This window comes from Hyphococcus flavus (genome assembly GCF_028748065.1).
Taxonomy (GTDB): Bacteria; Pseudomonadota; Alphaproteobacteria; order Caulobacterales; family Parvularculaceae; genus Hyphococcus; species Hyphococcus flavus.
The window spans coordinates 3409239-3433773 of the sequence record NZ_CP118166.1; the positions used below are offsets into that span (position 1 = coordinate 3409239).

At 53.2% G+C, this 24535-nt stretch carries 22 protein-coding genes; 14 read left to right on the forward strand and 8 right to left on the reverse strand.

Annotated features, from left to right (window positions below; translation table 11 throughout):
• Positions 1-9: 9 nt before the first annotated feature.
• Complete coding sequence (locus PUV54_RS16270; RefSeq protein ID WP_274493396.1) at positions 10-333, reverse strand: DUF1476 domain-containing protein; 324 nt, start codon at positions 331-333, stop codon at positions 10-12.
• Positions 334-597: 264 nt separating this feature from the next.
• Between PUV54_RS16270 and purC the strand changes: the two genes are divergently transcribed.
• Positions 598-1374 (forward strand): phosphoribosylaminoimidazolesuccinocarboxamide synthase, encoded by a 777-nt coding sequence (gene purC, locus PUV54_RS16275; RefSeq protein WP_274493397.1) that lies wholly within the window; start codon positions 598-600, stop codon positions 1372-1374.
• On the opposite strand, the gene PUV54_RS16280 is transcribed toward purC, so the two are convergent.
• On the reverse strand, positions 1375-2481 hold the full coding sequence (locus PUV54_RS16280; RefSeq protein WP_274493398.1) for a serine hydrolase domain-containing protein: 1107 nt from the start codon (positions 2479-2481) through the stop codon (positions 1375-1377).
• Positions 2482-2609: 128 nt separating this feature from the next.
• Here PUV54_RS16280 and purS point away from each other — a divergent pair, with 128 nt between their 5' ends.
• From purS to purQ, 3 genes are read left to right on the forward strand one after another with little or no spacing between them, the layout of a single operon-like run.
• A complete protein-coding gene (gene purS / locus PUV54_RS16285; RefSeq protein WP_274493399.1) occupies positions 2610-2852 on the forward strand; it encodes a phosphoribosylformylglycinamidine synthase subunit PurS in 243 nt (80 codons plus the stop codon).
• Positions 2849-3592, forward strand: coding sequence for a class I SAM-dependent methyltransferase (locus PUV54_RS16290; RefSeq protein WP_274493400.1), 744 nt, complete (start codon positions 2849-2851; stop codon positions 3590-3592). Before purS ends, PUV54_RS16290 begins: the two co-directional genes overlap by 4 nt.
• A gap of 1 nt (position 3593) precedes the next feature.
• Positions 3594-4256 carry a phosphoribosylformylglycinamidine synthase subunit PurQ gene (purQ, locus tag PUV54_RS16295; RefSeq protein ID WP_274493401.1) on the forward strand — a complete coding sequence of 221 codons (663 nt, stop codon included), beginning with the start codon at positions 3594-3596 and terminating at the stop codon, positions 4254-4256.
• A 3-nt stretch (positions 4257-4259) separates the two neighbouring features.
• Here purQ and PUV54_RS16300 read toward each other — a convergent pair whose 3' ends face one another.
• Entirely contained in the window at positions 4260-5747 is a 1488-nt protein-coding gene (locus PUV54_RS16300; protein WP_274493402.1) for an amidase, read from the reverse strand.
• A 104-nt stretch (positions 5748-5851) separates the two neighbouring features.
• Here PUV54_RS16300 and PUV54_RS16305 point away from each other — a divergent pair, with 104 nt between their 5' ends.
• The 3 genes from PUV54_RS16305 to PUV54_RS16315 all read left to right on the forward strand — a co-directional run bounded on the left by PUV54_RS16305 (position 5852) and on the right by PUV54_RS16315 (position 9260).
• A complete protein-coding gene (locus PUV54_RS16305; RefSeq protein ID WP_274493403.1) occupies positions 5852-7072 on the forward strand; it encodes a parallel beta-helix domain-containing protein in 1221 nt (406 codons plus the stop codon).
• Positions 7073-7304: 232 nt separating this feature from the next.
• Entirely contained in the window at positions 7305-8468 is a 1164-nt protein-coding gene (locus PUV54_RS16310) for an SO2930 family diheme c-type cytochrome (RefSeq protein ID WP_274493404.1), read from the forward strand.
• A gap of 9 nt (positions 8469-8477) precedes the next feature.
• Positions 8478-9260, forward strand: a complete 783-nt coding sequence (locus tag PUV54_RS16315; protein WP_274493405.1) for an alpha/beta hydrolase — start codon at positions 8478-8480, stop codon at positions 9258-9260.
• Here PUV54_RS16315 and shc read toward each other — a convergent pair.
• Complete coding sequence (gene shc / locus PUV54_RS16320) at positions 9257-11296, reverse strand: squalene--hopene cyclase (RefSeq protein WP_274493406.1); 2040 nt, start codon at positions 11294-11296, stop codon at positions 9257-9259. The genes PUV54_RS16315 and shc overlap by 4 nt on opposite strands.
• A 128-nt stretch (positions 11297-11424) precedes the next feature.
• On the opposite strand from shc, the gene PUV54_RS16325 reads away from it, so the two are divergent.
• Both PUV54_RS16325 and PUV54_RS16330 read left to right on the forward strand, forming a co-directional pair.
• On the forward strand, positions 11425-12288 hold the full coding sequence (locus PUV54_RS16325) for an MBL fold metallo-hydrolase (protein WP_274493407.1): 864 nt from the start codon (positions 11425-11427) through the stop codon (positions 12286-12288).
• Between the two features lie 36 nt (positions 12289-12324).
• Positions 12325-13815, forward strand: a complete 1491-nt coding sequence (locus tag PUV54_RS16330) for an AMP-binding protein (RefSeq protein ID WP_274493408.1) — start codon at positions 12325-12327, stop codon at positions 13813-13815.
• Here the strand turns inward: PUV54_RS16330 and PUV54_RS16335 are convergent, their stop codons facing one another.
• Together PUV54_RS16335 and PUV54_RS16340 are read right to left on the reverse strand one after the other, a co-directional pair.
• A complete protein-coding gene (locus PUV54_RS16335; RefSeq protein WP_274493409.1) occupies positions 13816-14373 on the reverse strand; it encodes a GNAT family N-acetyltransferase in 558 nt (185 codons plus the stop codon).
• A complete protein-coding gene (locus tag PUV54_RS16340; protein WP_274495233.1) occupies positions 14370-16190 on the reverse strand; it encodes a DUF885 domain-containing protein in 1821 nt (606 codons plus the stop codon). The genes PUV54_RS16335 and PUV54_RS16340 overlap by 4 nt, the downstream gene beginning before the upstream one ends.
• A gap of 114 nt (positions 16191-16304) precedes the next feature.
• On the opposite strand from PUV54_RS16340, the gene PUV54_RS16345 reads away from it, so the two are divergent.
• Positions 16305-16757 (forward strand): YHS domain-containing (seleno)protein, encoded by a 453-nt coding sequence (locus PUV54_RS16345; protein WP_274493410.1) that lies wholly within the window; start codon positions 16305-16307, stop codon positions 16755-16757.
• A gap of 101 nt (positions 16758-16858) precedes the next feature.
• On the opposite strand, the gene PUV54_RS16350 is transcribed toward PUV54_RS16345, so the two are convergent.
• Both PUV54_RS16350 and PUV54_RS16355 read right to left on the reverse strand, forming a co-directional pair.
• Positions 16859-18568, reverse strand: a complete 1710-nt coding sequence (locus PUV54_RS16350; RefSeq protein ID WP_274493411.1) for a M28 family metallopeptidase — start codon at positions 18566-18568, stop codon at positions 16859-16861.
• 157 nt (positions 18569-18725) lie between these two features.
• The gene (locus tag PUV54_RS16355; protein ID WP_274493412.1) at positions 18726-19625 is read right to left on the reverse strand and encodes a FliM/FliN family flagellar motor switch protein; all 900 of its coding nucleotides are present in this window, start codon (positions 19623-19625) and stop codon (positions 18726-18728) included.
• 139 nt (positions 19626-19764) lie between these two features.
• Here PUV54_RS16355 and PUV54_RS16360 point away from each other — a divergent pair, with 139 nt between their 5' ends.
• The 4 genes from PUV54_RS16360 (at position 19765) to PUV54_RS16375 (ending at position 24532) form a co-directional block, all read left to right on the forward strand.
• A complete protein-coding gene (locus tag PUV54_RS16360; RefSeq protein WP_420797883.1) occupies positions 19765-20637 on the forward strand; it encodes a flagellar motor protein MotB in 873 nt (290 codons plus the stop codon).
• A gap of 93 nt (positions 20638-20730) precedes the next feature.
• Positions 20731-22035 (forward strand): flagellar hook protein FlgE, encoded by a 1305-nt coding sequence (locus PUV54_RS16365; RefSeq protein WP_274493414.1) that lies wholly within the window; start codon positions 20731-20733, stop codon positions 22033-22035.
• A 26-nt stretch (positions 22036-22061) separates the two neighbouring features.
• The gene (gene flgK / locus PUV54_RS16370) at positions 22062-23531 is read left to right on the forward strand and encodes a flagellar hook-associated protein FlgK (RefSeq protein WP_274493415.1); all 1470 of its coding nucleotides are present in this window, start codon (positions 22062-22064) and stop codon (positions 23529-23531) included.
• 2 nt (positions 23532-23533) lie between these two features.
• Positions 23534-24532, forward strand: coding sequence for a flagellin (locus PUV54_RS16375; protein WP_274493416.1), 999 nt, complete (start codon positions 23534-23536; stop codon positions 24530-24532).
• Positions 24533-24535: the final 3 nt, after the last annotated feature.

The following is a 24535-nucleotide window of genomic DNA, read 5'->3' on the forward strand; positions in this document are numbered from 1 at the left end:
GCAAACGCCTCAGCCTTCGTTCTGAATCTGATTAACCGCTTCCGCCAGATATTCATCCATCTGGCGACGGATCTGGTGGTCGGATTGCTCTACACCTGCGCTATCGAAATCCTGCCGGATTTTCCGGAAGACGTCTTCGTCGCCAGCTTCCTCAAAATCCGCCTTGATGACCTCTTTTGCGTAGGCTTCTGCTTCAGCGCCAGTCTTGCCAAGAAGTTCCGCAGCCCAAACGCCCAAAAGCTTGTTACGGCGCGCCTCGGCCTTGAATTTCAGCTCAGCGTCATGGGCGAATTTCTTCTCAAATTTGTCTTCGCGGTCGTCAAAAGTCGTCATCGAACAGTGTCTCCAAACTCGGGGGGCTGCAAACCTATTTCTGGTACTTATATCCGCTCCCGTCCATGTGCAACGAGGCTGCGTGAAATGACCGGGACAAGGGCTTTTCAACCTTTCCGCAAAAGCGTAAACCCCGCGCTTCTCTCGCTGCGTAAGCCATGGTAGCTGGACTCATTGAGATTGGCATGAGACGCGCTCCATCACGACCCGTCAGGTGGGGGATTACTGGCGATTTCGCCACTAAGGCACTGAAAGGATTAATGAATGGCCCGCCGTAAGCAAATATATGAAGGCAAGGCGAAAATCCTCTTTGAAGGGCCTGAACCCGGCACTATCATCCAGTATTTCAAAGACGACGCGACGGCTTTCAACAATCAGAAGAAGGCCGTGCTTGAGGGCAAGGGCGTTCTCAACAACCGCATCTCCGAATTCATTATGACCGGGCTGGAGCGTATTGGCGTGCCGACCCATTTCATCAAGCGCCTGAACATGCGCGAGCAGCTTGTCCGCCATGTGGAGATCGTGCCGCTGGAAGTGGTGGTGCGCAATGTGGCCGCCGGCAGCATATCAAAAAGGCTCGGGATCGAAGACGGGACGGCCCTGCCGCGCTCCGTTATCGAATTTTATTTCAAGAATGACGACCTCGGAGACCCGCTCGTCTCAGAAGAACACATTACGGCTTTCAACTGGGCGAACCCGCAGGAAATTGATGACATGATGGCTCTCGCCCTGCGCATTAACGACTTTTTGTCGGGCTTGTTTGCCGGTGTCGGCATCAAGCTGATCGATTTTAAAGTTGAGTTCGGCCGACAGTACGAGGGCGACATGATGCGCCTCATCGTCGCCGACGAGATCAGCCCGGACAGTTGCCGTTTATGGGATATGGAAACCGGCGATATCATGGACAAGGACCGATTCCGGAAAGACCTCGGCGACGTCACCGACGCTTATCGTGAAGTGGCGCGACGCCTTGGCGTGCTTCGTGAAAACGAAAGCTCCGGCCAGACTGGTCCTGTGCTGGTCAGCGACAACGAAAAATAATCAGTCCGTCATCGCATCGAGCGTCAGGTCGATCAGCACGCGCATTTCATCCCATGTCACGTTCACCGCCGCGTATTCCTCAGGCGTATCGTAGGGCGTCGGCGCGGTTTTATGCGCAAAGACCAAATCGACCGCCGGCAATACTACGATATACTGTCCAAAATGGCCGCGCGCCGCATAGCCGCCATAAAATTCTGGCGGGAAGTGTTCAGGATCGAAAATCCACCACATGTAGCCATAGGCAAACCCGCTATCACGATAGTTTTCAGGGTTCATTTCAGCGTTTGGCGTGGCGATGGAAACGCTTTCGCGCACCCAGTTTTCAGTAATGATTTTCTCGCCGTTCCACTCGCCATTGCGCAGCATCAACAGGCCTAAACGCGCGACGTCACGCGCTGACAGATAGAAATGATAGGCGGCAAATTTTGAGTGTTCGAGGTTACCGGTCTTTCCATTTTCCTGATGCAACTGAAGATCGTAATCTTGCATCTGCAATGGTCCGGCGAATTGCTCCTCAAAAGCTTCGTAGATGTCTTTGCCGACAAGTTCTTCGAAAATACCGCCCGCAGCGTTAAAGTCCCAATTGTTGTACCAGTAATAGGTTCCGGGCGCATGATCGCCGCGTTGAGGGCCTTCCGCTGTCACACCGCTAAAATTTGACGCCGGGTGGTATATTCCCGACCGCGCCGTGATCAGATCGCGCAACGTCGCTGATTTTTCTGTTTCTGTCAGACCTTGAACATCATCAACGCCGAGTTCCGCCAGCGTTTTGCGGATGTCGATCTCGCCACTTTCGACATATTTTCCCATCAGCATGGTCAGGATGCTTTTGCGAACAGAAGCGAGATAGGTTCCTTCAGTCTGCGTTACGTCGCCATAGGAAAAGGCTATCTTCCCATCCTTAACGACAACCATGGAGTGAGTAGTCCCATCAGCGACCGCGGCTTCAAGCGCCGCATATTTTTCCGGATCAAAGCCTGCCGCTACCGGGCTTTCATAGGCAGACCAGGTCGCGCCTGGCAGCGCCGATTCGGTTTTTTCCGCACCGCAAGCCGCCAGCCACAACAGCCCCAGAAAACCAAATGCTGCTTTAAAAGAAATAGTCATGCCCCCTCCTCTTTTCTATTTCCGAAAACGTAGCCTGTGTTTGACTGCCACAGCAAGCAAGCTGCTTGCCTGAAGCCGCACAAGGGCGTATGGCGGTCCATAGATTCTCCCGGATTATGGACCAATTCATGAAGGCTAAAATCACCATCACTCTGAAAAATGGCGTTCTAGACCCACAAGGCGCGGCTATAGAAAACGCCCTCGCCAGCCTCGGATTTGAGGGCGCTGATAGTGTCCGACAGGGCAAGGTGATCGAGATGAAGCTGTCGGAAACGGATGAGATCGCCGCGCGCGCCAAGGCAGAAGAGATGTGCAAAAAACTTCTCGCCAATCCGGTGATGGAAAATTACGCCATAGAAATTCTTGCTTGACGGACGACAAAGGCATGGTGGCCGGGGAACCTCATTACATTCGCGAATACCGGCGAATGATCAGTTCACTTCGCAAAAGAAGTGCGAACGAAGAAGAAGTGATGGAGCGCGCTGTTGGCGGCGCCTACGAGAAAACCGGTGCTGTACAAGCGGCGCTGATCGACGAACTTATCCCTGAAAGGCCTATCCATATTATTGACGTTGGGTGCGGGTCAGGCCGCCTTGCCTATGCCCTACGAGGGCAGAAACGCATCGCCTATTCAGGGTTCGATATAATGGCGGACCTGGTTGAGTACGCAAAAAGCAAATGCGGACGATCGGACTGGCGGCTTGAAACCATCAGCACGTTGCAACTTCCCGTTCCAAATGCCTGCGCAGACATGGTCGTTTTCATGTCGGTCTTTACGCATCTCAAGCCTGGGGAGATAAAAATCTATATCAAGGAAGCATTACGCGTCCTCAAGCCAGGCGGTCTCGTTGTCGCTTCTTATCTTGACCCGAATGAACCGCGTCACACTAAAGGCTGGCTACCCGCGCCTTTACAGCTGCTCGCCCGGCTCCTCGGCCGCGATGTCATGCTGACCCGGACCAGCCAGAAAATGCTGGCTGAGTGGCTGACAGACGGCGGCTTCGTTATTGAACGCGCTATCGACGACGGATCATTCGGACAGCATGTGCTCATCGCCAGCAAAAGCGGCGGACAGATTGCAACTGCCGACGGCTCAAGCTACGAGAATTGAAATGAAATCAGCCGTTATTGTCTTTCCCGCTTCGAACTGCGACCGCGATATCGCCGTGGCGCTGGAACAGGCCACGGGTAAGAAACCGGCCATGGTCTGGCATGGCGATACGGACCTGCCTGATGCTGACTTCTACGCCCTGCCCGGCGGGTTTTCATATGGCGATTATCTGCGCGCGGGGGCAATGGCGGCGAAATCGCCGATCATGCGTGCGGTCATCGACAAGGCTAAAGCAGGCGCGCCGCTGATTGGCGTTTGCAACGGGTTTCAGATCTTGTGCGAGACGGGGCTGTTGCCAGGCGTCCTTTTGCGCAACGCCAATCTAGATTTCGTTTGCCGCACGGTGACGTTGAAAGTGGAAAACACGCAATCAATGTTTACTTCGGGCTATGAGAAAGGCGATTACGTTAACTTCCCTGTCGCCCATCATGACGGCAACTACTTCGCCGATGATGAAACCCTCGACACACTTGAGGCTGAGGGCCGCGTGGCGCTGCGTTATGTAGACAATCCCAACGGCTCGGCGCGCAATATCGCCGGCCTTATCAGCGATGGCGGCAACGTCATGGGCCTGATGCCGCATCCGGAACGGGTGATTTCCCCGCTGCTCGGCGGCGCAGACGGCGCAGCGTTTTTCAAGAACCTTGTAAACGCCGTCTCCTGAAATCTAGCCGAAAACTGCCGGACGCCTTCCCGCCCAAGGCGCTGCTTCTTCCAGCTCATAGGCAAGCTGCAGCAGTATTTCCTCCTGCCCTAGTGCGGCGCCGAACATGGCGCCGATGGGCAGACCTTCTTGAGACATAGAAAGCGGCAAGGAAATCGCCGGTGCGCCAGTGATATTGCAAAGGACTGTGTACTGAACGTAATCGAATAACCTAACAATGAGCGTATCGTAATCTAGTGAGCCGCCAAGATACCCGATTTTTGGCGGTGGCGCTGTGACTACCGGCGACAGGATGAGATCATAGGTTTCATGCACGCCGGCCATGACGCCTTCAACCGCCTGCAGGCGTTTGATGCTGTCCTCGAACTTGTCCTGTTCCGCTTCAAAACGGCGGGCAAGCCCAAGAGTAAAGGGCTCAAACGCCAGACCGTTCCGCGGCAGGCCCGTCGCCTCCTCCCATACTTTTACGGCGCTATGCGCAAATGCGGCCCAGTAGAGACCAAAATCCTGATCAAGGTTTTCATCAATGGGCAGTTCGACCGGTTCCACCTGATGACCGAGCGAAGCACACAACTCAGCGACTCGCATTGTCGCGTCTTCAACCTGTTTGTCGGGCTCGGCGCCGCCGAGACCCTTCGTCGTCACGCCAATGCGCAATCGGCGTGTAGCGGGCGCGGACACCAGCCCCAGGGGCACGAGCCCATTCTCGCTTTCCGGCAATGCAAGCGCTGCCGCAACCGCCGCCGTATCCCTGACCGTTCGTGTTTGAGCGCCGTGAACTGACAAGGAAATCGGCCCCACAACAGTATGAGGGCGCGCAATGGGATTGCGCCCGCGAGAAACCTTCAGCCCCACATTTCCGCAGCATGAAGCTGGGATACGTATGGAACCGCCGCCATCGCTGGCGTGTGCAATCGGCACAACGCCGCTAGCCACAAGCGCGGCCGCCCCGCCGGATGACCCGCCAGTTGAATAATCCGTATTCCAAGGGTTTCTGGTTTTGCCAGAGCTGACCGGCTCTGTTGTCGCGGACAATCCGAATTCAGGCGTAGAGCTTTTGCCAAGACTGACAACACCAAGCCCTAGAAAAGCATTAATCAGCGGATTTTGTTCTTCGCCCTTGTATCCCGGGAACGCCCTGCTGCCGAATGCCGTACGCACGCCGGTGACATCATCGAGATCTTTGACGAATGTAGGCACGCCCGCCCAGGGACCGCTCGCATTGCCTGCTTCTTCGCGAGCCTTATCGAATGTCTTGGTCACGATGGCATTGATCTGTCGATCTATTCGTTTGGCGCGCTCGATCGCGGCGTCGACAGCTTCGGTTGCGCTCAGTTCGCCGGACTTGATTCGCGCGGCGGTTTCAACGCCATCAAGTTCAGCGAGATCATTCGATGCTTTTTGATCTGACCGCGAGCAAGCAGCCCCCATGGCGATCAACGATGCGCCCATTGCGCCACGCTCAATCAGGCTCCGCCGCGTCAATGACATGCGCTCATTCCTTTTCTTCCTGCTTCGATTCCGGCATCATGCTTACCTGAAAAGGGCTCGCACGCGTCGTCAAGACAAGAGCGCAGGAACGGGGAAGAAAGATCATGAGACTTGTTTTAGCGACTGCAGCATTTCTGGCGCTTGCGGCTTGCGGCCAAAAAGAAACTGCGCCGCCGCCGGGAGACGACAGCTATCAGGAAACGCTGATGACGCAACTGATCGATGCAAAGCCGGGCGATGTCATCGAAATCCCTGAAGGCCGCTTTGCGTTTGACCGCTCGCTAAGCCTGACGGTCGATGGCGTCACCATACGCGGCGCCGGCATGGACAAATCCGTTCTGACATTCGCCAATCAGATCGCCGGGGCCGAAGGCCTCCTCGTCACCGCCAGCGATTTTACGATTGAAGATGTAGCCATTGAAGACACGAAAGGCGATGCGCTGAAAATCTCAGAAGGTGAAAACATCGTCATTCGCCGTGTGCGCACGGAATGGACAACGGGTCCGAAGACCGAAAACGGCGCCTACGGTATCTACCCCGTACAAGTTGAAAACCTGTTGATGGAAGACAGCGTTGCGATTGGCGCCTCTGACGCCGGGCTTTACATTGGCCAGTCAAAAAACGTCGTCATCCGCAACAACCGCGCGGAATATAATGTCGCCGGCATTGAAATTGAAAACACATTTGATGCTGATGTTTACGGCAATGTGGCGACCAACAACACCGGCGGCATACTCGTCTTTAATATGCCGAACCTGAGCCAACCGGGTGCGCGCACGCGTGTTTTCAATAATGAAATTTATGAGAACAACACCAAGAATTTCGGCCACAAGGGAACGCCGGTGGCGTCGATCCCCGCCGGTTCAGGCGTTGTTGTAAACTCCAACGACCAGGTCGAAATATTCAGCAACAACATTCGCGATAACAAAACCGCCAATGTCATCGTCGCCAGCGTCTTCTCATCCGATATTGGCGACGGCGATATGGCCGCTGATTTCGACCCCTACCCTGAAAAGATTTTTGTCTATGACAACGCGTTTGAAGGCGGGGGGGACAATCCTGATGGTCTGGAACTGCAGGCGTTGAAACTCGCCATCGCCGGGCCCATGGGCCGTATCCCTGATGTCTTATGGGACGGCTATGTGGACCCTGACGGGAGCGGCCCTCAGGATGTTCTCTGCGTTCAGAACGGCGAAGCGAGGGTGCTGAATGTTGACGGGCCGAACGATAATAAAAGCCCGCGCATCGCGGAAACCCGCGATCATGACTGCACCTTTGAAAAACTGCCCGAGGTCGAACTGAACGAACCGCTCGCCAGCCTATAGGGGCGAAAAAATGAGGCGCTGGAGTGCGCCCGCTAAACGGGAAAAACACCTCAAAAGTGTTGAATTCTTCAATATTTCCCAGTGTTGGTGGAAGGTTATCCCCCACTTTCTCGGCTGTCGTATACTGCTCGGCAGTTGAAATGAGCGTTAAAGCTTTTCGTTGCGGCGGAATATTCATCCTCGCACGAATGCCCTGAACCGCTGCACTGGGTTAGGAGCAGAAGAACTAAGAATGAAGGCCGTAAGAACTTTCATGCAACGATACAATTTTGCCAGCCCTGCAATAATGCTCGCCATCTTTGCCGGCCTACTGCTGTCCGCTTGTTCTGAACAGCAGACTGCCCCAACGTTTCACGCACAAGATAACCCGACGCGTTTAAGCGACTGGGGCATGCTTGAGACGAGCACAGATGAACTGGTCATCAGCGAGGGCGTTACGCCGTACGATCTCGCGACACCTTTGTTTTCCGACTATGCGCTGAAGCTTAGGACAGTATGGACGCCGGCAGGCGCGCCAGTGTTGTACAACTCTGACAGCGTTTTTGAGTTTCCCGTTGGCACGGTCATCACAAAAACCTTTTACTATCCGACGACAGGAGACGAATGGACGGGGGACGTCTCCATCAGCCGGGAGCGCAGCATCAACAACAACGCCATGGCGTTGGATCATTTACGGCTGATCGAGACGCGGGTTCTTGTACATCGTGAAACGGGCTGGGAGGCGCTTCCCTATATCTGGAACGATGAACAGACCGACGCGGTGTTGAAACGTACGGGCGACGTCATCCCCATGACATTGCATCGAGATGACGGACGGACGGAACAATTCGGCTATCTTGTACCGAACGTGAACCAGTGCGCCGGCTGTCACGCGACCGACGCCACAGCGAGAACGATCGAGCCAATCGGGCCAAAGGCGCGGCACCTGAATAAGCCGTCATCTTTCGCCCCTGCCTTTAACCAGCTCGATCACTGGCTGGCGAAGGGCCTGCTCACCGGAGAGATTGCCCAACCCGCACCGAGAAACGCCGAGTGGACGGATGAAAGCGAGCCGGTTGAGGTGCGCGCGCGCGCCTATCTCGACGCCAATTGCAGCCATTGCCACAACCCGGTCGGCCCGGCAGACACATCCGGCCTCAATCTGGAACCGGACGCCACAGGTCCCGCCCTCGGCATCTGTAAAACGCCCATTGCCGCCGGCATCGGCACAGGCGACCGCATCTTTGATATCGTCCCGGGTGACCCGGATGCATCGATCACCATCTTCCGCATGGAAACTGACAACCCAGGCGCCATGATGCCGGAACTCGGCCGCGCAGTAACGCATGAGGAGGGCGTCGCATTAGTGTCCGAATGGATTGCAAGAATGGATGGCGATTGTTCGCAAAAAGGATAAAGCGATAAAATGAACCTGAAATTTTTGAAGTTCAGCATTGCTGCCGTTATCCTGATCTATATGGTGATCTACGGCGGGCTTTATATTTTTCAACGCAGCTTTCTGTATTTTCCTACGCCGGAAGTTCAGCACCCCGATGCTGAGGCGATCTACATCGAAAATGATGTCGCTCGAATAAAACTTTGGAAGGCCGGAACTGGAAGCAAGAAAGCGATTCTTTACTTTGGTGGAAACGCCGAGGAGGTATCGAGAAATATCACGCCATTTCTGCAGCACTTAACGACATACGATATCTACCTGATGAATTATCGCGGATTCAGCGGCAGCACGGGGTCGCCAAACGAAACTGCATTATATATCGACGCACTATCACTCTATGATCTCGCAGCCAAAGACTATGATGACATCTCTGTTATTGGACGCAGCCTTGGAAGCGGCGTGGCAACCTATGTTGCTGCAAACAGGGAAATAGAAAAACTTTTTCTCATCACCCCTTATGACAGCATAGAAAATGTGGCCCAAAGCAAGTTTCCTTTTGTTCCAGTTTCGCTGCTGCTTCATGACAAATATAATTCCGCAGCGCGCGCCCATAAAATTGACGCGGAAACATTAATTGTCATGGCTGAGAACGACGGCGTTATTCCATTACATTTTACTGAGGCTTTGATCAGGCAGTTTGGAGCGCCTGCACCTCAGATACATCAAATTCCGGGAACGCATCACCTGACAGTGTCAAATCCACCGCTGTTTTGGCGGATTCTCGGCGATTTTTTTGATCCTCATGACGTTTAGGCCATCATCTTCCGTACGCGCCCCATCGCCATCAGCGGAAAGTAGTGACGATAAAGATTATAATTGATCATGAAAGCGCGAGAGAGTTCGGGCCCCTGCTTAAGTCGCTCTTCAAGCGACGGATCGCCAAGCTTGATATGCTGGCCGACGCCGTAACCCGGAAACCCGGTACCGGTATATTCGGGCTCTTCCCATGTGCCGTCTTTCTGACGCTCAATCAGGAACTGCACGCCGTCGGCAATGGCGCGCTCGTCTTCCGCCCGGCCTACCGCAGCAAGACCCATGAGCGCCCAGGCGGTTTGCGAGGCGGTCGATTTGCCCCGGCCCATCTGTTTTTGATCCATATACGACGCGCAGGATTCACCCCAGCCGCCATCCTCATTCTGATGCAGGATCAACCAGTCCGACGCTTTACGGATATAACTTTGCGTCATGTCCTCGCCAATCGCTTCGAGCGCTGGCAGCACGGCGCCCGTGCCGTAAACGTAGTTGACGCCCCAACGGCCGAACCAGGCGCCGTCCGCGTGCTGCTCCGACTTGATATAATCGAGCGCGCGAACCATGGACGGATGATCGGCGCCTATGCCGAGCTTGCCAAACGCCTCTATAATATGGGCGGTCACATCCACCGACGGCGGATCGAGCGCTTCGCCAAAATCGCAGAACGGAATTTTCGTCAGGATCTGTTTGTCGTTGTCCTTGTCAAAAGCACCCCAGCCGCCGCCTTTCGACTGCATGCCGATAAGCCAATTGACGCCCTTCTCAATAGCTTCTTCGATGCCCTTTTCTTTCCACTTCGGATCGTTGCGGAACGGCGCCAACGCAATCAACGCCACCGCCGTATCATCCGTATCGGGATAGAAGTAATTCTTGTATTCAAACGCCCAGCCGCCGGGCTCAAGTTTCGGGCATTTCACTTTCCAGTCGCCGGGCCGCAACACCTGTTGCGCCAAGACCCAGTCGAGCGCTTTTTCGACCTCTTCCTGCTGGCGCTCATTCAGATCGCAATCATCAAACGCCAGCAAGGTCAGCACCGTATCCCAGACAGGGCTGGTGGAGGCCTGAATCCAGGTCGCCTCACCTACGTCAACACGCCACCGCGGATCATCGAGAGCGTTCAGCCCTTTCTCAACCACTGCGTGATCGAGCGCGTAGCCTTCATTATAAAGCGCCATCAGCGAATAGATCCATGGCGGCTGGATGCCGCCCCAGACGCCATCCGCATCCTGATGCTGAATGATCCACTCCAGCGCGCGGGAAACCGCGCCCTTACGCAGCAAGCCGATCTTCGCCGTATCGCCGAACCCTTGCAACGCGTGAAGAACCTTGTCCGCTCCCAGAAAGAAAGCGTCGAGAAATCCCGCGCCTGGTTTTTTTGGGTAGGCGAAATCATGCTTGTCACGCCCTTCCGGAAAAAGCTCATCAAGACGTTGTCCCTGCGGCAATGGCCGCGACGGCCGCCGTGCGGACAACACTGCAATTGGCATCAAGGTCGCCCGCGCCCACTGCGCAAAATTGTAGATCGAAAACACAAACCAGTTTGGAAAGAAAATTACTTCCGGCGGCAGGTTCGGCGTTTTCTCCCACGGCCATTCGCCGATAAGCGCAAGCCAGTAACGCGTAAAGACGCGGATATTTTTAAGCCCACCCTTCGACATGATCCATTCGCGAGCGCGCACCATATGCGGCGCATCCTTGCGATCACCCATGGAACGCAACGCCGCATAGGCCTCAACAGTCGTATTGATATCGCCAGCCGGCGCGCCATAGTAAATCTGCCAGGAGCCGTCTTCACGCTGGGTTTCCCGTAACGAGTTCGCCAATCGCGGACGCAGGTGATGGTTCTCAAGCCCCATGAACCAAAGCGCGAGGATCCATTGCGCTTCCATGCAAGCGTTCGACTCAAGCCTACCGACCCAATAGCCTTCAGGCTTTTGCCGCGCGCTGAGCCAGCCCGCCGCCGCATCAATGGCGCCGGTAAGCTGCTGATCGAAATTGGACCGTTTGGCGCCACTGCTTGTCTTATCGTCGAACATCCCATAACCCTTTGACATCAAGGGCTACTTAGCGCGAGAGACAGCTCCAAGCTAGACCTTGACGCGGCTTGTTCGGCGCATATCGGTTGTTCCTTAACATGCTTAGCGCCAGGAAATGGACATTTCTTATGAAACCCGACGTCAAAACCTTCTTCGACGAGGAAACATTTACCGCCAGCCACGTGGTTTGCGATCAATCGGAGGGAACATGCGCGATTATCGATTCCGTGCTCGACTATGACGCCGCCGCCGGCCGAACGAGCACGTCATCTGCCGACGCTATCATCGACTATGTCAGAAGCAACGACATGGCCGTCGAATGGATTCTCGAGACCCACGTTCACGCGGATCATTTAACCGCCGCGCCATATCTGAAAGAAAAACTTGGCGGCAAGAGCGGCATTGGTGACCAGGTTAGGGTCATTCAAGATACGTTTGGCAAAATATTTAACGTCGAAGCCGAATTCAGCACTCATGGCAGCCATTTCGACACATTGTTTGCCGACGGAGAAGCATTCAAAGTCGGCGGAATAGAAGCGAAGTTCATTTACACCCCCGGCCACACGCCCGCTTGCTCAACCATCGTGATCGGCGACGCCGCCTTTGTCGGCGATACGCTGTTCATGCCCGATTACGGGACGGCGCGCTGCGATTTTCCAGGCGGCGATGCACGCACACTTTACCGATCAATTCAGAGAATCTTCGCTCTGCCCGACGAGACCCGTCTGTTCATGTGCCACGACTATAAAGCGCCTGGCCGAGATACATTTAAATGGCAAACCACAGTTGCTGAACAGCGATCAAAAAATATTCACATTCATGGCGGCGTCAGCGAAGATGAGTTTGTGGCCATGCGCGAAAGCCGGGACAAAAATCTATCCATGCCGAAACTGATCTTGCCCTCCGTGCAGGTCAATATGCGTGGCGGCGCCATGCCGCCGCCGGAGGATAATGGCGTTTCATATCTCAAGATTCCGATAAACACGTTGTAGTTATTCGTTGATAATAAGTCCGCTTAGAAATATCGTATGAGCAACGCTAATTTTTTTGAAACACTGAAGGCTGCGTATTCGAACGCATTTGATAAGCCATGTTTGTCGCTCCCCAATGGTCGCAGCTTCACTTATGGCGACATTGACGCGCTTTCAGCGAAAATGGCTGGAGCGCTGTTGGCTACAGGCGCTAAACCCGGAGACCGCATTACAGTTCAAGTCGAGAAATCAGCCGAGAACATTGCTCTGTATCTTGGCGCAATGCGCGCTGGGCTTATTTATGTTCCGCTCAATACGGCCTACACGCCAGAGGAAGTCCAGTATTTTCTAAGTGACGCCAAGCCGGCTATATTCGTCTGTTCACCCGAGAATTACGCTGCACTAGCGCCGGCTGCAAAAAAAGCCAGGCTAAAAAAGCTTTTCACCCTTGGTGCTGAGGGCAATGGATCGCTGCCAGATACAGCGAGCAGCATTTCACCATTCAAAAGGTGTTGCTCACGCACCGAAACAGATACTGCGGTCATCCTCTATACATCCGGCACAACCGGCCGATCGAAAGGCGCGATGCTGACGCATGGGAACCTCAGATCTAATGCTGAAACATTAAACACTCTTTGGGACTTCACGCACCACGACGTCCTTCTACACGCTTTGCCAGTCTTCCATATTCACGGGCTTTTCGTTGCACTACACACCGCCATGCTCAGCGCTTGTGAAATTCTCTTTTTACCAAAATTCGACGTATGCGAAATCCTGAGCCAATTGCCAAAATCGAGCGTAATGATGGGCGTGCCGACTTTTTATACACGCTTGCTGGCCAACGTTAATTTTACGAAGACGGTGTGTGAAAGTGTACGTCTATTCATCTCTGGCTCCGCGCCGTTGACAACCGAAACTTTCAAAGCGTTTGAAACGCGCACCGGTCATAAAATTCTTGAACGCTACGGCATGTCAGAGGCCGGCATGATTGCATCTAATCCGCTCAACGGGGAACGCGTTGCCGGAACAGTCGGGTATCCGTTGCCGAAAGTTTCCATTCGCATCTCCGGTGAAGCACCAAGCGAAGTAGAAATCAAGGGACCGAATGTTTTTGCTGGATACTGGGAAAAGCCAGACAAGACCAAAGAAGTCTTTACCAAAGACCTCTGGTTTCGCACGGGCGACATAGGAACATTATCTGATGATGGGCGTCTTACGCTTGTGGGCCGTGAAAAAGACCTCATTATTTCTGGTGGCTTTAACATCTACCCCGTCGAAATTGAGCAAGTGATTAACGCACTTTCAGGTGTTGCAGAAAGCGCCGTCATTGGCGTTCCTCATCCAGATATGGGTGAAGGCGTCGTCGCTATTCTTGTGGAAGAGAACTCTGGAGTCACAGACGAAGCCTTGTCTCAAGCTGTGAGCAAGCTTGCTAAATTCAAAAGGCCAAGAAGATTTATCCGGTTGCGTACCCTTCCCCGTAACGCAATGGGCAAAGTGCAAAAACAAGCGCTTCGTGAGACTTATAAAAACATTTATCGCGTGTGACTATTGCGGATCACGATGAAATATAATGATCGGGTCATCATTATAGGTTGCCCGCGCGCTTTCATGAAACCCGCATTTGCGAGCGACCCGTATCGAAGCATCATTACCAGGACTGATGATGCAACATAACCGCCGGGTCCCAAACGCCGCGTCGGCCCATGCCGTGGCTGCTAATGCTGCTTCGCTGGCGTAGCCACGCCCATGAAAATCTGGTGCTATCGCCCAACCAATCTCCGGGTCAGCCCCTAACGAGGGATATATGTCTCTTTTATAATCGCCAAACCCCGCCTCGCCGATAAAAGCGCCGGAATGTTTGTCCTCGACTGCCCAATATCCATACCCGAGCAACAGCCAATGCCCTGCTTTCCGCAAAAATTTTGTCCATGATAATTCATCTGGAGCCGGCTTACCGCCAAAGAATTTGGTGACATCTGGATGCTTCCACATATCTCTGACATCTGACCAGTCAGAGAGCCTGTACTCACGCAATCTCAAGCGATCGGTTTCGACAACCGGCGCTGCTCCATTCCAAGGGAGCCGAACTATCGCCTCCTTCATTCAGCTTTGGTCTCCAAGATATATTTATCAACCTGACTGGACAGAAGTTCCAGAGGTAAGCCGCCGCCATTCAAGATGACATTGTGAAATTCACGAATATCAAACCTGTCTCCAAGCTGTTTTTCTGCATTAGTGCGCAGCTCCCATATCTTCAGTTCTCCCATTTTATACGCGAGCGCTTGACCAGGCCATGCAATATATCGGTCCACCTCTGTCTGAACATTGTGCAATGATAGCGCGGTATTGGAGGCAAGGTAATCAATAGCCTGTTCCCGGGTCCAGCCTTTGGAATGTATGCCTGTATCAATCACCAGGCGGCATGCGCGCCACATTTCATAGGATAGACGCCCGAAATGATCGTAGGGTGTTCCATAAACGCCCATCTCTACCCCTAACTTTTCTGAATAGAGCCCCCACCCTTCTCCGAAAGCATGAGGATAAAATTCCTTGCGAAACTCCGGTGCATTTTCAATTTCCAGCGCCAGCGCGTTTTGAAAGTGGTGGCCGGGAACGGCCTCATGGAGAGTGAGCGCGGTTAGCGAATAAAAGGGGCGTTTATCCAGCGCATAAGTGTTGACCCAATATTGTCCGCCGCGATCCGCATCTGCCGGTGCGCCAATATAACGTCCAGTCGTATAGTTTGGCGCGATTTCGGCGGGCACAGGTTCTACTGAATAAGGTTGACGCGGTAATTTTCCGAAGAACGCCGGCAATCTTCCATCAATGTCTTTTGAAATCCACGCCGCACGTTCCAGCAACGCTTGCGGGGTTGTTGGGTAAAATTGTTCATCAGTACGCAAATATTCAACAAACTCCTGGAAAGAACCTTCAAACCCGGTTTCTTCGATGACCGCATCCATCTCTCGTCGAATCCGCGCCACTTCCTTAAGCCCTATTTTATGGACGCCATCCGGAGTCACATCGTCCAGAGTTGTGTAATATCGCACCAGTGCGGCGTAGTAATCCTTGCCATTGGGCAGTTTGTCGGCACCGAGAGTGTCACGAGCGCCTGGGAGGTATTCTTCTTCCATAAAACTCAAGGCGCGCTGAAACGCCGGGATAACTTCATCAGCAATGACAGCTCTTCCAGCTTCCTTCAATACGGCCTGGCGGCGGGCGGATATCGACTGCGGCATAGATGTAAATGGAGCGTAATATGGGTGCGCGGCAGCATTGTCTTTAATCTGCGCCCGAAATGACGGCATGATATTCGCGAGAATTTCTTTGGGCTGGGAAAAGCCGTCTTCTAACCCACGGCGCATATTCGCGATGTTCTGATCGATAAACTCCGGTAACTTTCCAAGCCGTCCCAGATAGTCTTCGTAATCTTTCTCAGAGCGGAATGTCGTAGCGTCGACTGTATATCCAAAATTCGTATGAAATCCCGTGTCCGCCAAAAATGGAATACGCCAACGATCATATTCAGCTAAAACGATATCGTGTTCCAGAATAAACTCCAGCAGGTCGGCGCTAAGCGCCTGTGAATCACTCAGGCCTTCACGGTTTACTTCATTCAGACGCTCTAAAAACAGCTCTGCTTTCTGGGTACGCCGTTCAAAATCAGCAGGAGCAACTAGCCGCACTTCAGCATTATAGTCACGAACACCGGATCTGGTTGCGGTGAAAGGGTTTTCGCGCATCTCGTTTGTCCAGTATTCTTCAAAAAGAGCATCTAAGTCTTCGCCTGGCGAAGCCGCAGCAACTCCCATCGCAATCAGGCTGGCCATGGCGCTGATAAACAAGGTCTTCATGTCATTTCTCCTGTGCCCCGCGCGGTACGCTCCGGATTCGTTTGGATAATACCATGCTCCGAGCATATCCACACTATGGAGGCTCTCAGCGCCCTCTCAACAGCGTGAAATTACGTGTGTTGAAGGGGCGGTTTCGCTTTTGTAGAAATCAGTGGAAACTTAAACCAACGGGAGTTTTTGATGCTTCGCCGGATCCTCACCCTAATGACCGTCCTATTTGCCGCATTTTCTTTACAAGGTGCGATGGCGGAAAGCCCTGTCTATACAAAGCTATTTTCCAACCTGGCAGTCGATGGATATGACCCAGTCGCCTATTTCACAGATGGCGCGCCCCTGAAAGGGAAAAAACAGTTTTCCTACGAATTTAATGGTGCTGAATGGCGTTTTTATTCAGCGGAAAATCTTGAAGCATTTAAATCCGACCCCGAGGCATACGCTCCGCAATACGGCGGTTACTGTGCCTGGGCTGTCTCTCAAAATTATATTGCTCGTGGCAATCCGAAAAACTGGTCGATTGTGGATGGAAAACTCTACCTGAACTACAACAATGAAATCCAGTCCAGATGGGAGCAAGACATTCCAAGCTTTATCGAACTTGCTAATACAAACTGGCCGGGCGTCATTGACAAATAACTCTCAGTATAAAGGTTGCCATATTTGTGAACTGTTATACAGCGCCGCCGACTAGTGCGGCGCTGTATTGATGGTGGACTACCAAGGTTGGTGCTATTTCTTTATTGATCAATGGCTCTCTGCTCGTCTCTAAGCGCTCTGAACTCGTTTCCTTGGTACCAGTTCGGCCACTTGTCCGAGTACGCCATGTCCGCGCCAACTTCATAGAGCACGCTAACAACATTAGTCATGCCATCCATATTCCAATCAGCAGAATATTCATCTGATGGCTGATGATAGCGATTGACGCGATAGTCGTCAGAAAAGGCGGAGCCTGCACCTTCACCGCCGTCTAAAAGATCAATTCCAGCGTCAGCGTAAAGCATTGGCACGCCCTTCTTCGCGAGAGAAATATGATCAGAGCGATAGAAGTACCCTTTTTCAGGCTCTGGGTCCGGCCTTAAATACATGCCGCGTTTCTCCGCGACGTTTTCCAAGATATCCTCCAGTTCAGAGGCGCCATACCCCACGACCATCAAATCTTTGGTCGGCGGCAAGGGCAGGATTGCATCGATATTGATGCCACCAACGATCTGGTTAAAGGGAACGACCGGATCCTCTGCCATATATGCAGAACCCAAAAGCCCGGATTCTTCCGCCGTAACCGCTGCAACTATGACTGACCGTTCCGTCGGGTTTTCACTTTGAAGGAATGCTTCCGCTATACTCAGTATAGCGGCAGTACCCGTTGCGTTATCGACCGCACCATTGGCGACCTGGTCGCCTTCAGCGTTTGGATTAACGCCAAGATGGTCCCAATGCGCCATATAAAGCACGTATTCTTCCGGGTGCTCAGAACCAGGAACAACCCCTACAACATTTGCAGACTCCGATCGACGGATAGTACTATTAATTACGCCTGAAGATTTGAGATCACCCATCGGCATTGCAGTGAAGCCTCTAGACTTTGCCGCTTCTACCGCATCATCAAAATTCATTCCGGCTTTATCGAAAAGATCACGCGCAACGCTTTCCTGAATCCACCCTTCGAGCGCGGTACGGTTAGCGCCGCCATCAGGCCTTTCCAGATCAAGCTGCGCTCCTGTCCAGCTTCCTTCAACAACATTCCAGCCATAAGCTGCAGGCGCAGTTTGGTGAACGACCAAGGCTGCCGCAGCACCCTGCCTACCGGCCTCTTCGAACTTGTAGGTCCAGCGACCGTAGTAAGTCATAGCGTTTCCGTTAAATAGGTCGGGGTCTCCGGTCGCATAACCCGGATCATTCACAAGGATGACGACTGTTTTTCCAGTTACATCGATCCCTTCATAGTCGTTCCAGTTATACTCAGGCGCGACAACGCCATAGCCAACGAATACCAGATCACTTTCAGTGAATGAGACCTCTTCCTGCACTCTTTTCGTCCAGTAGACGGCTTCTGAGCCTTGGGCCAGTTCTTCTCCGTTTATGGTAAGGTTTGACTGGTCCATCTGGAGCGTCAGCTCAACTAGCGGCACCACCTGCTCATAAGAGTCGCCACTACCCGGCTGCAATCCGATTTCCTTCATTTGATTGACGAGCCACTCACGTGTTTTCGCCCCGCCGGGAGTCGCAGGCGCCCGCCCTTCAAATTCGTCTGATGATAACGCTGCAATGCGCTGGCGCAATTTCGCCTGGTCTATCGGCTCAAGATTCAAAGTGGAGCTAGTTTCTTCCTTTGAAGTTGAGCGCAACGTTTCCGCTGGCGCATCGGCATCTGTATTTTCACTCTTTCCACACGCTGTAAGCACAAGCGTGAAAATGGCGGCTGTGAGCGCTAATTGTCTCATATGCATGGAGAAGACCCCTCTCATGAATCATTAAAGATGCGGGAGATTGCCCTTTAGATATCTATTGGTCAAACATATCGCTTGCTCAGCAGATCAAAAGCGCAACTGAGCGGTTAATAAGGCAAAGACGCCATAGTAGAGTTGCCAAAAAACAAGGATGGGCCTAAATACCGGCCAGAGACGTTATTTTCAGAGCTCTTGCGCCGTCCCGGTTGCCAAGAGCCCCGGTCATCCTCAACCGAGACGCAGACTTTATCGCGGGCGCAAAAGCAACATCATCAATTGTTGCGCTATTGAGATTAATAACCTCACCAGCCTTCATATTCATCAGCTTATTGATGTCGATGTCCTGTGTAGCCAAAACGGTTCGCATTTCAACAACAGAAAAAGAAGCAAGACGTAAAAGACCGTTTTTCCATTTTTCTTCTGCAACTGCACGCAAAGCCTTGTTGTGATCTCGCACAGCAACAAGAATATTTTCTGATGCTATGAAGGTGATTACCCCAAGAGCTTCGCCTTCTATGGTCTGCGCCTGGATTGCGAATACAACAGAACGTTGGTGCTCATTTAACAGATCGAATCGTCTTGGATCGGCTCCGCTGGCGATAAGTTCAATTGCGCCCTTGACTGCGCCACACTGACCGGCTTTTTCAAAGATCATATCAGCAGCCGGCTTTGCTAGGCCTTTCGCAAGTCGACGATCAATTGCATTGACTTCTTCGGGAGCGGGATCTGGCTTCTCGCGGGTCCCTGAAAGTGACCAGCCCGCTGCCGTCATCGCTGCGTCCATGTCGAGGATGACAAACATGTCTTCCTCACCGTTTAAACGAAAATGATAAATGGCTGAGCGGCCATCATAAGGAGAAACCGCCTGCCCAATACGCGCAAAGCAGGCTTCCTCATGTTCACGCGCTTCACACTTCTCACCATAGTATGTAGAAAATGCAGGTGCGATGACGTTTGCAAACGCCTCCGGAACAGCCCTGATCAATTCCAAAGGCCCTTCATCCTTAACGCCGCATGCAATTTTCTTTTTAAGTATGTTGGCGTGTTCTTCGCCCATGAAGGTACCCCAAAACCGGATCGTTAAAATGTTGCGTCATCTCATTAACCATCAATAGCTATAAATTAAGTAAACGCGTAAAAGCGCCCGTAAGCAATTTCAGCTAACCCTCTCATCTGATTGCAATCTGGTGGGTGGTATGGCTGGGCGGGCAGCGAGCGCGGCTCCAATTATCATTAAAAAGAAGAAGGTGATCGCCGGCGGCGGACACCATGGGGGTGCGTGGAAAGTCGCTTACGCTGACTTCGTGACCGCCATGATGGCCTTCTTTCTTTTGATGTGGCTCCTTAACGCTACAACCGAAGACCAGCGCAAAGGTCTAGCGGACTATTTCAATCCTTCTATACCGATATCGAAGGTATCAGGTGGCGGCAGCGGCGCGCTCAACGGTTCTTCCGTGTTTACTGATGAACAACTTTCTCGCGACGGCACTGGAGCGGTCCGGGAATACCCAAATAGTCGGGAAATACCGGTGAATGGACCTGAAAACTCCATGGATGCCCCGCTGGAAGGTAAAGGCGTCGATAACGAGCTCGGTTCCGCAGATGCGGAAAACCTGGAATCCGTACAAAGTGCAATCGATTCTGAGTCCCTGAACGCTTTCGAAGGCGATCTGGCGAAGCATATTCAAACGCGCATGACGCCAGATGGCTTAGTTATAGAACTTGTCGATGCTGATGGGCATCCGCTTTATAACGCCGGCTCTTCCAATCCTTCCAACACTCTTTACGAATTGTTAGAAGTTATTGCACCTGTGTTAGCGACAGTAAGCAATAATATGGCGATTGTTGGCCACACCGATGCGCATGCTTTTTCAACAAGCGCAAATTACACAAACTGGGAGCTATCTACTGACCGTGCGCTTGCTGCGCGGCGTTTGATGATTAAAAACGGCATACCCCTGTCACAAATAGTTCAGGTTACCGGAAAAGCGGACACCGAACCTTTTTCTGATGATCCTTATGCGCCCCAAAACCGCCGCATAGCCATTACCTTATTGACAAAAAAATAATCGTAAAAGCCATTTACCTATTAGGGTTTCCTTAAACAGGCGTGAGATAAAACTAACGCTAGCAATAAAATTATTTCCGGAGTGGAGACTGTTATGGGGATTTCGTCGTCGTTGAATGCCGGCGTCATGGGGCTTGCTGTCAACTCAGTAAAGTTGGGCACGATCTCAGACAACATCGCGAACTCGCAGACATACGGCTACAAGCGCGCAGAGTCTGAATTCGCAGACATGGTGTTGCGACAGACGAGCGGCGACTATTCGGCAGGCGGCGTACGCGCGATGACGTATCGCGACGCCGGCGCTCAGGGCGCCCTCGTCACAACCTCAAATTCGACAGACATCTCTATCAGCGGACGCGGCATGTTGCCTGTTACCGATGTTGGCGGTGTGAATTCATCGGCAAATGACCGTTCCTTGATGCTTGCATCGACTGGATCGTTCTTCACTGACGAGCAAGGCTATCTGAAAACACTTTCAGGTCTGTATCTGATGGGATGGCCGGCGGACATCAACGGCAATGTAGCATCGCCGCCGCGCGACAGCGCTATCGCGCTGGAACCGGTTCGGGTCAATCTCAACCAGTTTGCAGCGGCGCCAACAACGCAAATCCAGCTTGGCGTCAATCTGCCTGCAACGGAGACGGAGGCTGGCGCAGCCGGCACTTCATACAACCTGCCTATCGAGTACTTTGATACCCTGGGCCGTTCGCAAACGCTGCAGCTTGATTTCACACCTACCGTACCGGCAAGCGGATCAAGCAACGAGTGGACAGTCGAAGTTTATGATGAAGCTGGAGATCCCAGTGTCGTTATCGCAACTTTCACTGTCGCGTTTGATGACAGTGTTGCAGGCGGCGGTTCACTAGCAACTGTCACCCCTGGAGCTGGCGCAGCCTATGATGCGACAACTGGCAACCTGACATTTTCTACGGCATCGAGCCCGGTTGACATGTATATCGGCCGGACTGGCGAGCCTTCGGCGCTGACCCAACTCTCTGGCAGTTTCGCTCCCCTTTCCGTGACGAAAGATGGCGCTCCAATTGGCAATTTGAGTTCAATCGAAATCGACGAGCGTGGTTTCCTACAAGCAATCTACGAAACAGGTTTTCGACGGACAATTTATCAAATTCCTGTCGCTGACGTTCCAAATTTCAAAGGTCTGAATGCTGTTGGAAACTCCGCCTTTACAGTAACTCAGGATAGTGGTGACGTGTATTTCTGGGATGCTGGCGACGGCCCTGCCGGTCTGACTATTGGCTTTGCTCTGACAGAATCAACGACCGATATCGCTTCGGAACTTACTGATCTTATTCAAACGCAACGCGCTTATTCGTCAAATGCAAAAATCATTCAGACTGTGGATGAGATGTTGCAGGAGACGACGGATATAATCCGATAGGCAGTTGGAAGTAAGGGGACGTCAGCATGACAATCTCCCAGGCGCTTCTTAACGCGACGTCTGGTTTAGCCGCTGCCTCGCGGCGCGCCAGCATTACGTCAAACAACATCGCCAACGCGACGACAGAAGGCTATAGCCGCCGCGAGGTCAGTCTGACCGAGCGGGTTACAGACGGCATGGGCGCGGGCGTTGGTATCGGCGGTATTTCGCGCGCTTCCAACCCGGCGGTCACGTACGAACGCCGTCTTGCTGACGTTGATTTCGCTTTCAACAGCGCGACGGCCGGGGCTATGTCGCGCGTTACCGATCTGCTTGGCGGACCGGAAGACCCATCCGCCCTGTTCCAGAAATACGCCAATTTCGAAACTTCCTTACGGACACTGGCTGAAACACCCGATAGCGGAACCTTGCAACAGCAAGGCGTTACCTCTGCGAAAGATCTTGCAACGACGTTCAACCGAATTTCCGACGCGTATCAAAAAATCCGTTCTGACGCCGATGGCGAAATCGCCGGACGCGTTGCTGAAGTCAACGAGGCGTTGCAGCAGATTGAAAAGCTCAATAACTCAATCAGCAAAGCCAATACTACTGGTGGAGACGCATCAGCATTGATGGATCAGCGTCAGCAGTTGATCGATCTTGTCAATGAAAACATACCCGTTCGTGAATTACAGCGCGACAATGGCCGAATCGACTTGATGACGCCCGAAGGCGTTTTTCTGTTATCCGGCACAGCTCGCACGGTTGAGTTCAATCAAGCTCCTTTTGTAACGGCTGAAAGCGCGTATGACGACGGCGCCGGCGCCCTTTCTGGTTTATCCGTAGACGGAGCGAATATTACCCCTTTCAGTTCCAGCGGTCAGGCGACGAAAAGCGGCGCGATTGCGGGCCTCTTTAACGTACGCGACAATGTCGTCCCCGAACAGTCCGCCGCACTTGACTCCCTTGCCTTTGACCTTATCGGACGCTTCCAGGACCCATCCGTCGACCCAAGCCTTAATCCGGGCGACGCGGGCCTCTTTACCGATGACGGCGCCGCTGCTGATGTTTCAACCATCACCGGTCTTGCCGGACGGATTGCCGTAAACGCAAACGTTGATCCGGCACAGGGAGGCGAAGCCCGCCGCTTGCGCGATGGTGTTGGCGCCGTCCTGCCTGCTGCCGCGGGAACGGACGCTTTCGTACGCGCCATGATCGCAGCGATGTCGGACTCGCGTCCGTCACACGCCGCATTGCAATCGCCGGGCAGCCTGAGCGCGTCCGAAGGCGCAGCGCATTTAACATCGCTTGCCGGCGCCACGCGCGCGTCTGCTGTTGGCAGAGCGAACGCCTCGGAAGTCCTCGCGCAGGGCCTGAAAGAAGCCGAGACTCTCGAAACTGGCGTCGATACGGACCGCGAGCTCCAAAACCTGCTGCAGATCGAGCAAGCATACGCCGCCAATGCGCGCGTGCTGCAAACGCTTGATCAGATGATTCAGCGTTTGATGGATATTTGATCATGACGTCATACGGTTTTCCAACTCTCCTTCAATATAGCCGCCTCAGCACGGCGATAACGGACATCAAACAGCGCAGCGAGCAAACGCGGATGGAGCTCGTCACCGGTCGCATCGCTGATCTCAATTCCGAACTCGCCGGCTCCATTGGCGACGCTCAGATGCTGCGCAAAGCAATCGACGATATTGCAACGACGCAGACTTCTATTTCCCGCGCCCTTGGCCGTGCGCAGACCACTCAAATTTCTCTGGCTCGAGCAAGCGAAGGCTCAACCGATCTTGGCGTCAACCTTCTCGACGCCGTCAATCGTCGCGATGAAAACGCAGTTGGCATTTCGGGCACGCAGGCGCAGCTTCAACTCGACGCTGCCATTTCCGCTTTCAACCAGCGCTACGAGGGCCGCGCCCTGTTCTCCGGCGATGCGGTGCAAACGAACCCGCTCGCAGACTCGGAAACGCTGCTTACTGATGTCCGCGCGATTTTTGCGGGCGCCGCCGATGCTGCACAGCTTGAAGCGGACCTCGACGCCTATTTCAACACGCCAGGCGGCGGGTTTGACACCAACATCTATCTCGGCGGATCGGGCGATGCAGCGCGCACGGAAATCTCCGATGGCGAACTCGTCAGCTATAGCGCCAAGGCCGATGAACAGCCGATCCGTGATCTTCTCCGCAACCTTTCAACAATTGTTGTGGCTGAAGAAAACACCGGTTTTGTTGATCGCAACACGGCGCTTTCCACGGCGGCGACGGGACTGATCGAAGCGGGCAATTCCGTTGCCGAAATCAGGTCACGCATTGGCGCCGCTGAAGAACGCATGGTCGCTGCGCAAACGCGCCTCGAGGCCGAACACGCCGCACTTGGCGAAACCTATAACGAACGTACCGCGCGCGACCCGTATGAAGCCGCAACCTTATTGCAGCAACTCGAAACACAACTGCAGACATCTTATCTTCTTACATCGCGTATCTCCCAGCTATCACTCTCAAATTACATCTGATTT

Coding starts and splice junctions, on each gene's coding strand:
- PUV54_RS16345 (WP_274493410.1), top strand. CDS start 16,305: ATGCTTCGCCGGATCCTCACCCTAATGACCGTCCTATTTGCCGCATTT.
- PUV54_RS16300 (WP_274493402.1), bottom strand. CDS start 5,747: ATGTCATTGACGCGGCGGAGCCTGATTGAGCGTGGCGCAATGGGCGCA.
- PUV54_RS16305 (WP_274493403.1), top strand. CDS start 5,852: ATGAGACTTGTTTTAGCGACTGCAGCATTTCTGGCGCTTGCGGCTTGC.
- PUV54_RS16280 (WP_274493398.1), bottom strand. CDS start 2,481: ATGACTATTTCTTTTAAAGCAGCATTTGGTTTTCTGGGGCTGTTGTGG.
- PUV54_RS16335 (WP_274493409.1), bottom strand. CDS start 14,373: ATGAAGGAGGCGATAGTTCGGCTCCCTTGGAATGGAGCAGCGCCGGTT.
- PUV54_RS16365 (WP_274493414.1), top strand. CDS start 20,731: ATGGGGATTTCGTCGTCGTTGAATGCCGGCGTCATGGGGCTTGCTGTC.
- purQ (WP_274493401.1), top strand. CDS start 3,594: ATGAAATCAGCCGTTATTGTCTTTCCCGCTTCGAACTGCGACCGCGAT.
- flgK (WP_274493415.1), top strand. CDS start 22,062: ATGACAATCTCCCAGGCGCTTCTTAACGCGACGTCTGGTTTAGCCGCT.
- PUV54_RS16310 (WP_274493404.1), top strand. CDS start 7,305: ATGAAGGCCGTAAGAACTTTCATGCAACGATACAATTTTGCCAGCCCT.
- PUV54_RS16325 (WP_274493407.1), top strand. CDS start 11,425: ATGAAACCCGACGTCAAAACCTTCTTCGACGAGGAAACATTTACCGCC.
- PUV54_RS16270 (WP_274493396.1), bottom strand. CDS start 333: ATGACGACTTTTGACGACCGCGAAGACAAATTTGAGAAGAAATTCGCC.
- PUV54_RS16340 (WP_274495233.1), bottom strand. CDS start 16,190: ATGCTCGGAGCATGGTATTATCCAAACGAATCCGGAGCGTACCGCGCG.
- PUV54_RS16355 (WP_274493412.1), bottom strand. CDS start 19,625: ATGGGCGAAGAACACGCCAACATACTTAAAAAGAAAATTGCATGCGGC.
- PUV54_RS16360 (WP_420797883.1), top strand. CDS start 19,765: ATGGCTGGGCGGGCAGCGAGCGCGGCTCCAATTATCATTAAAAAGAAG.
- purS (WP_274493399.1), top strand. CDS start 2,610: ATGAAGGCTAAAATCACCATCACTCTGAAAAATGGCGTTCTAGACCCA.
- PUV54_RS16350 (WP_274493411.1), bottom strand. CDS start 18,568: ATGCATATGAGACAATTAGCGCTCACAGCCGCCATTTTCACGCTTGTG.
- PUV54_RS16375 (WP_274493416.1), top strand. CDS start 23,534: ATGACGTCATACGGTTTTCCAACTCTCCTTCAATATAGCCGCCTCAGC.
- purC (WP_274493397.1), top strand. CDS start 598: ATGGCCCGCCGTAAGCAAATATATGAAGGCAAGGCGAAAATCCTCTTT.
- PUV54_RS16330 (WP_274493408.1), top strand. CDS start 12,325: ATGAGCAACGCTAATTTTTTTGAAACACTGAAGGCTGCGTATTCGAAC.
- shc (WP_274493406.1), bottom strand. CDS start 11,296: ATGTTCGACGATAAGACAAGCAGTGGCGCCAAACGGTCCAATTTCGAT.
- PUV54_RS16315 (WP_274493405.1), top strand. CDS start 8,478: ATGAACCTGAAATTTTTGAAGTTCAGCATTGCTGCCGTTATCCTGATC.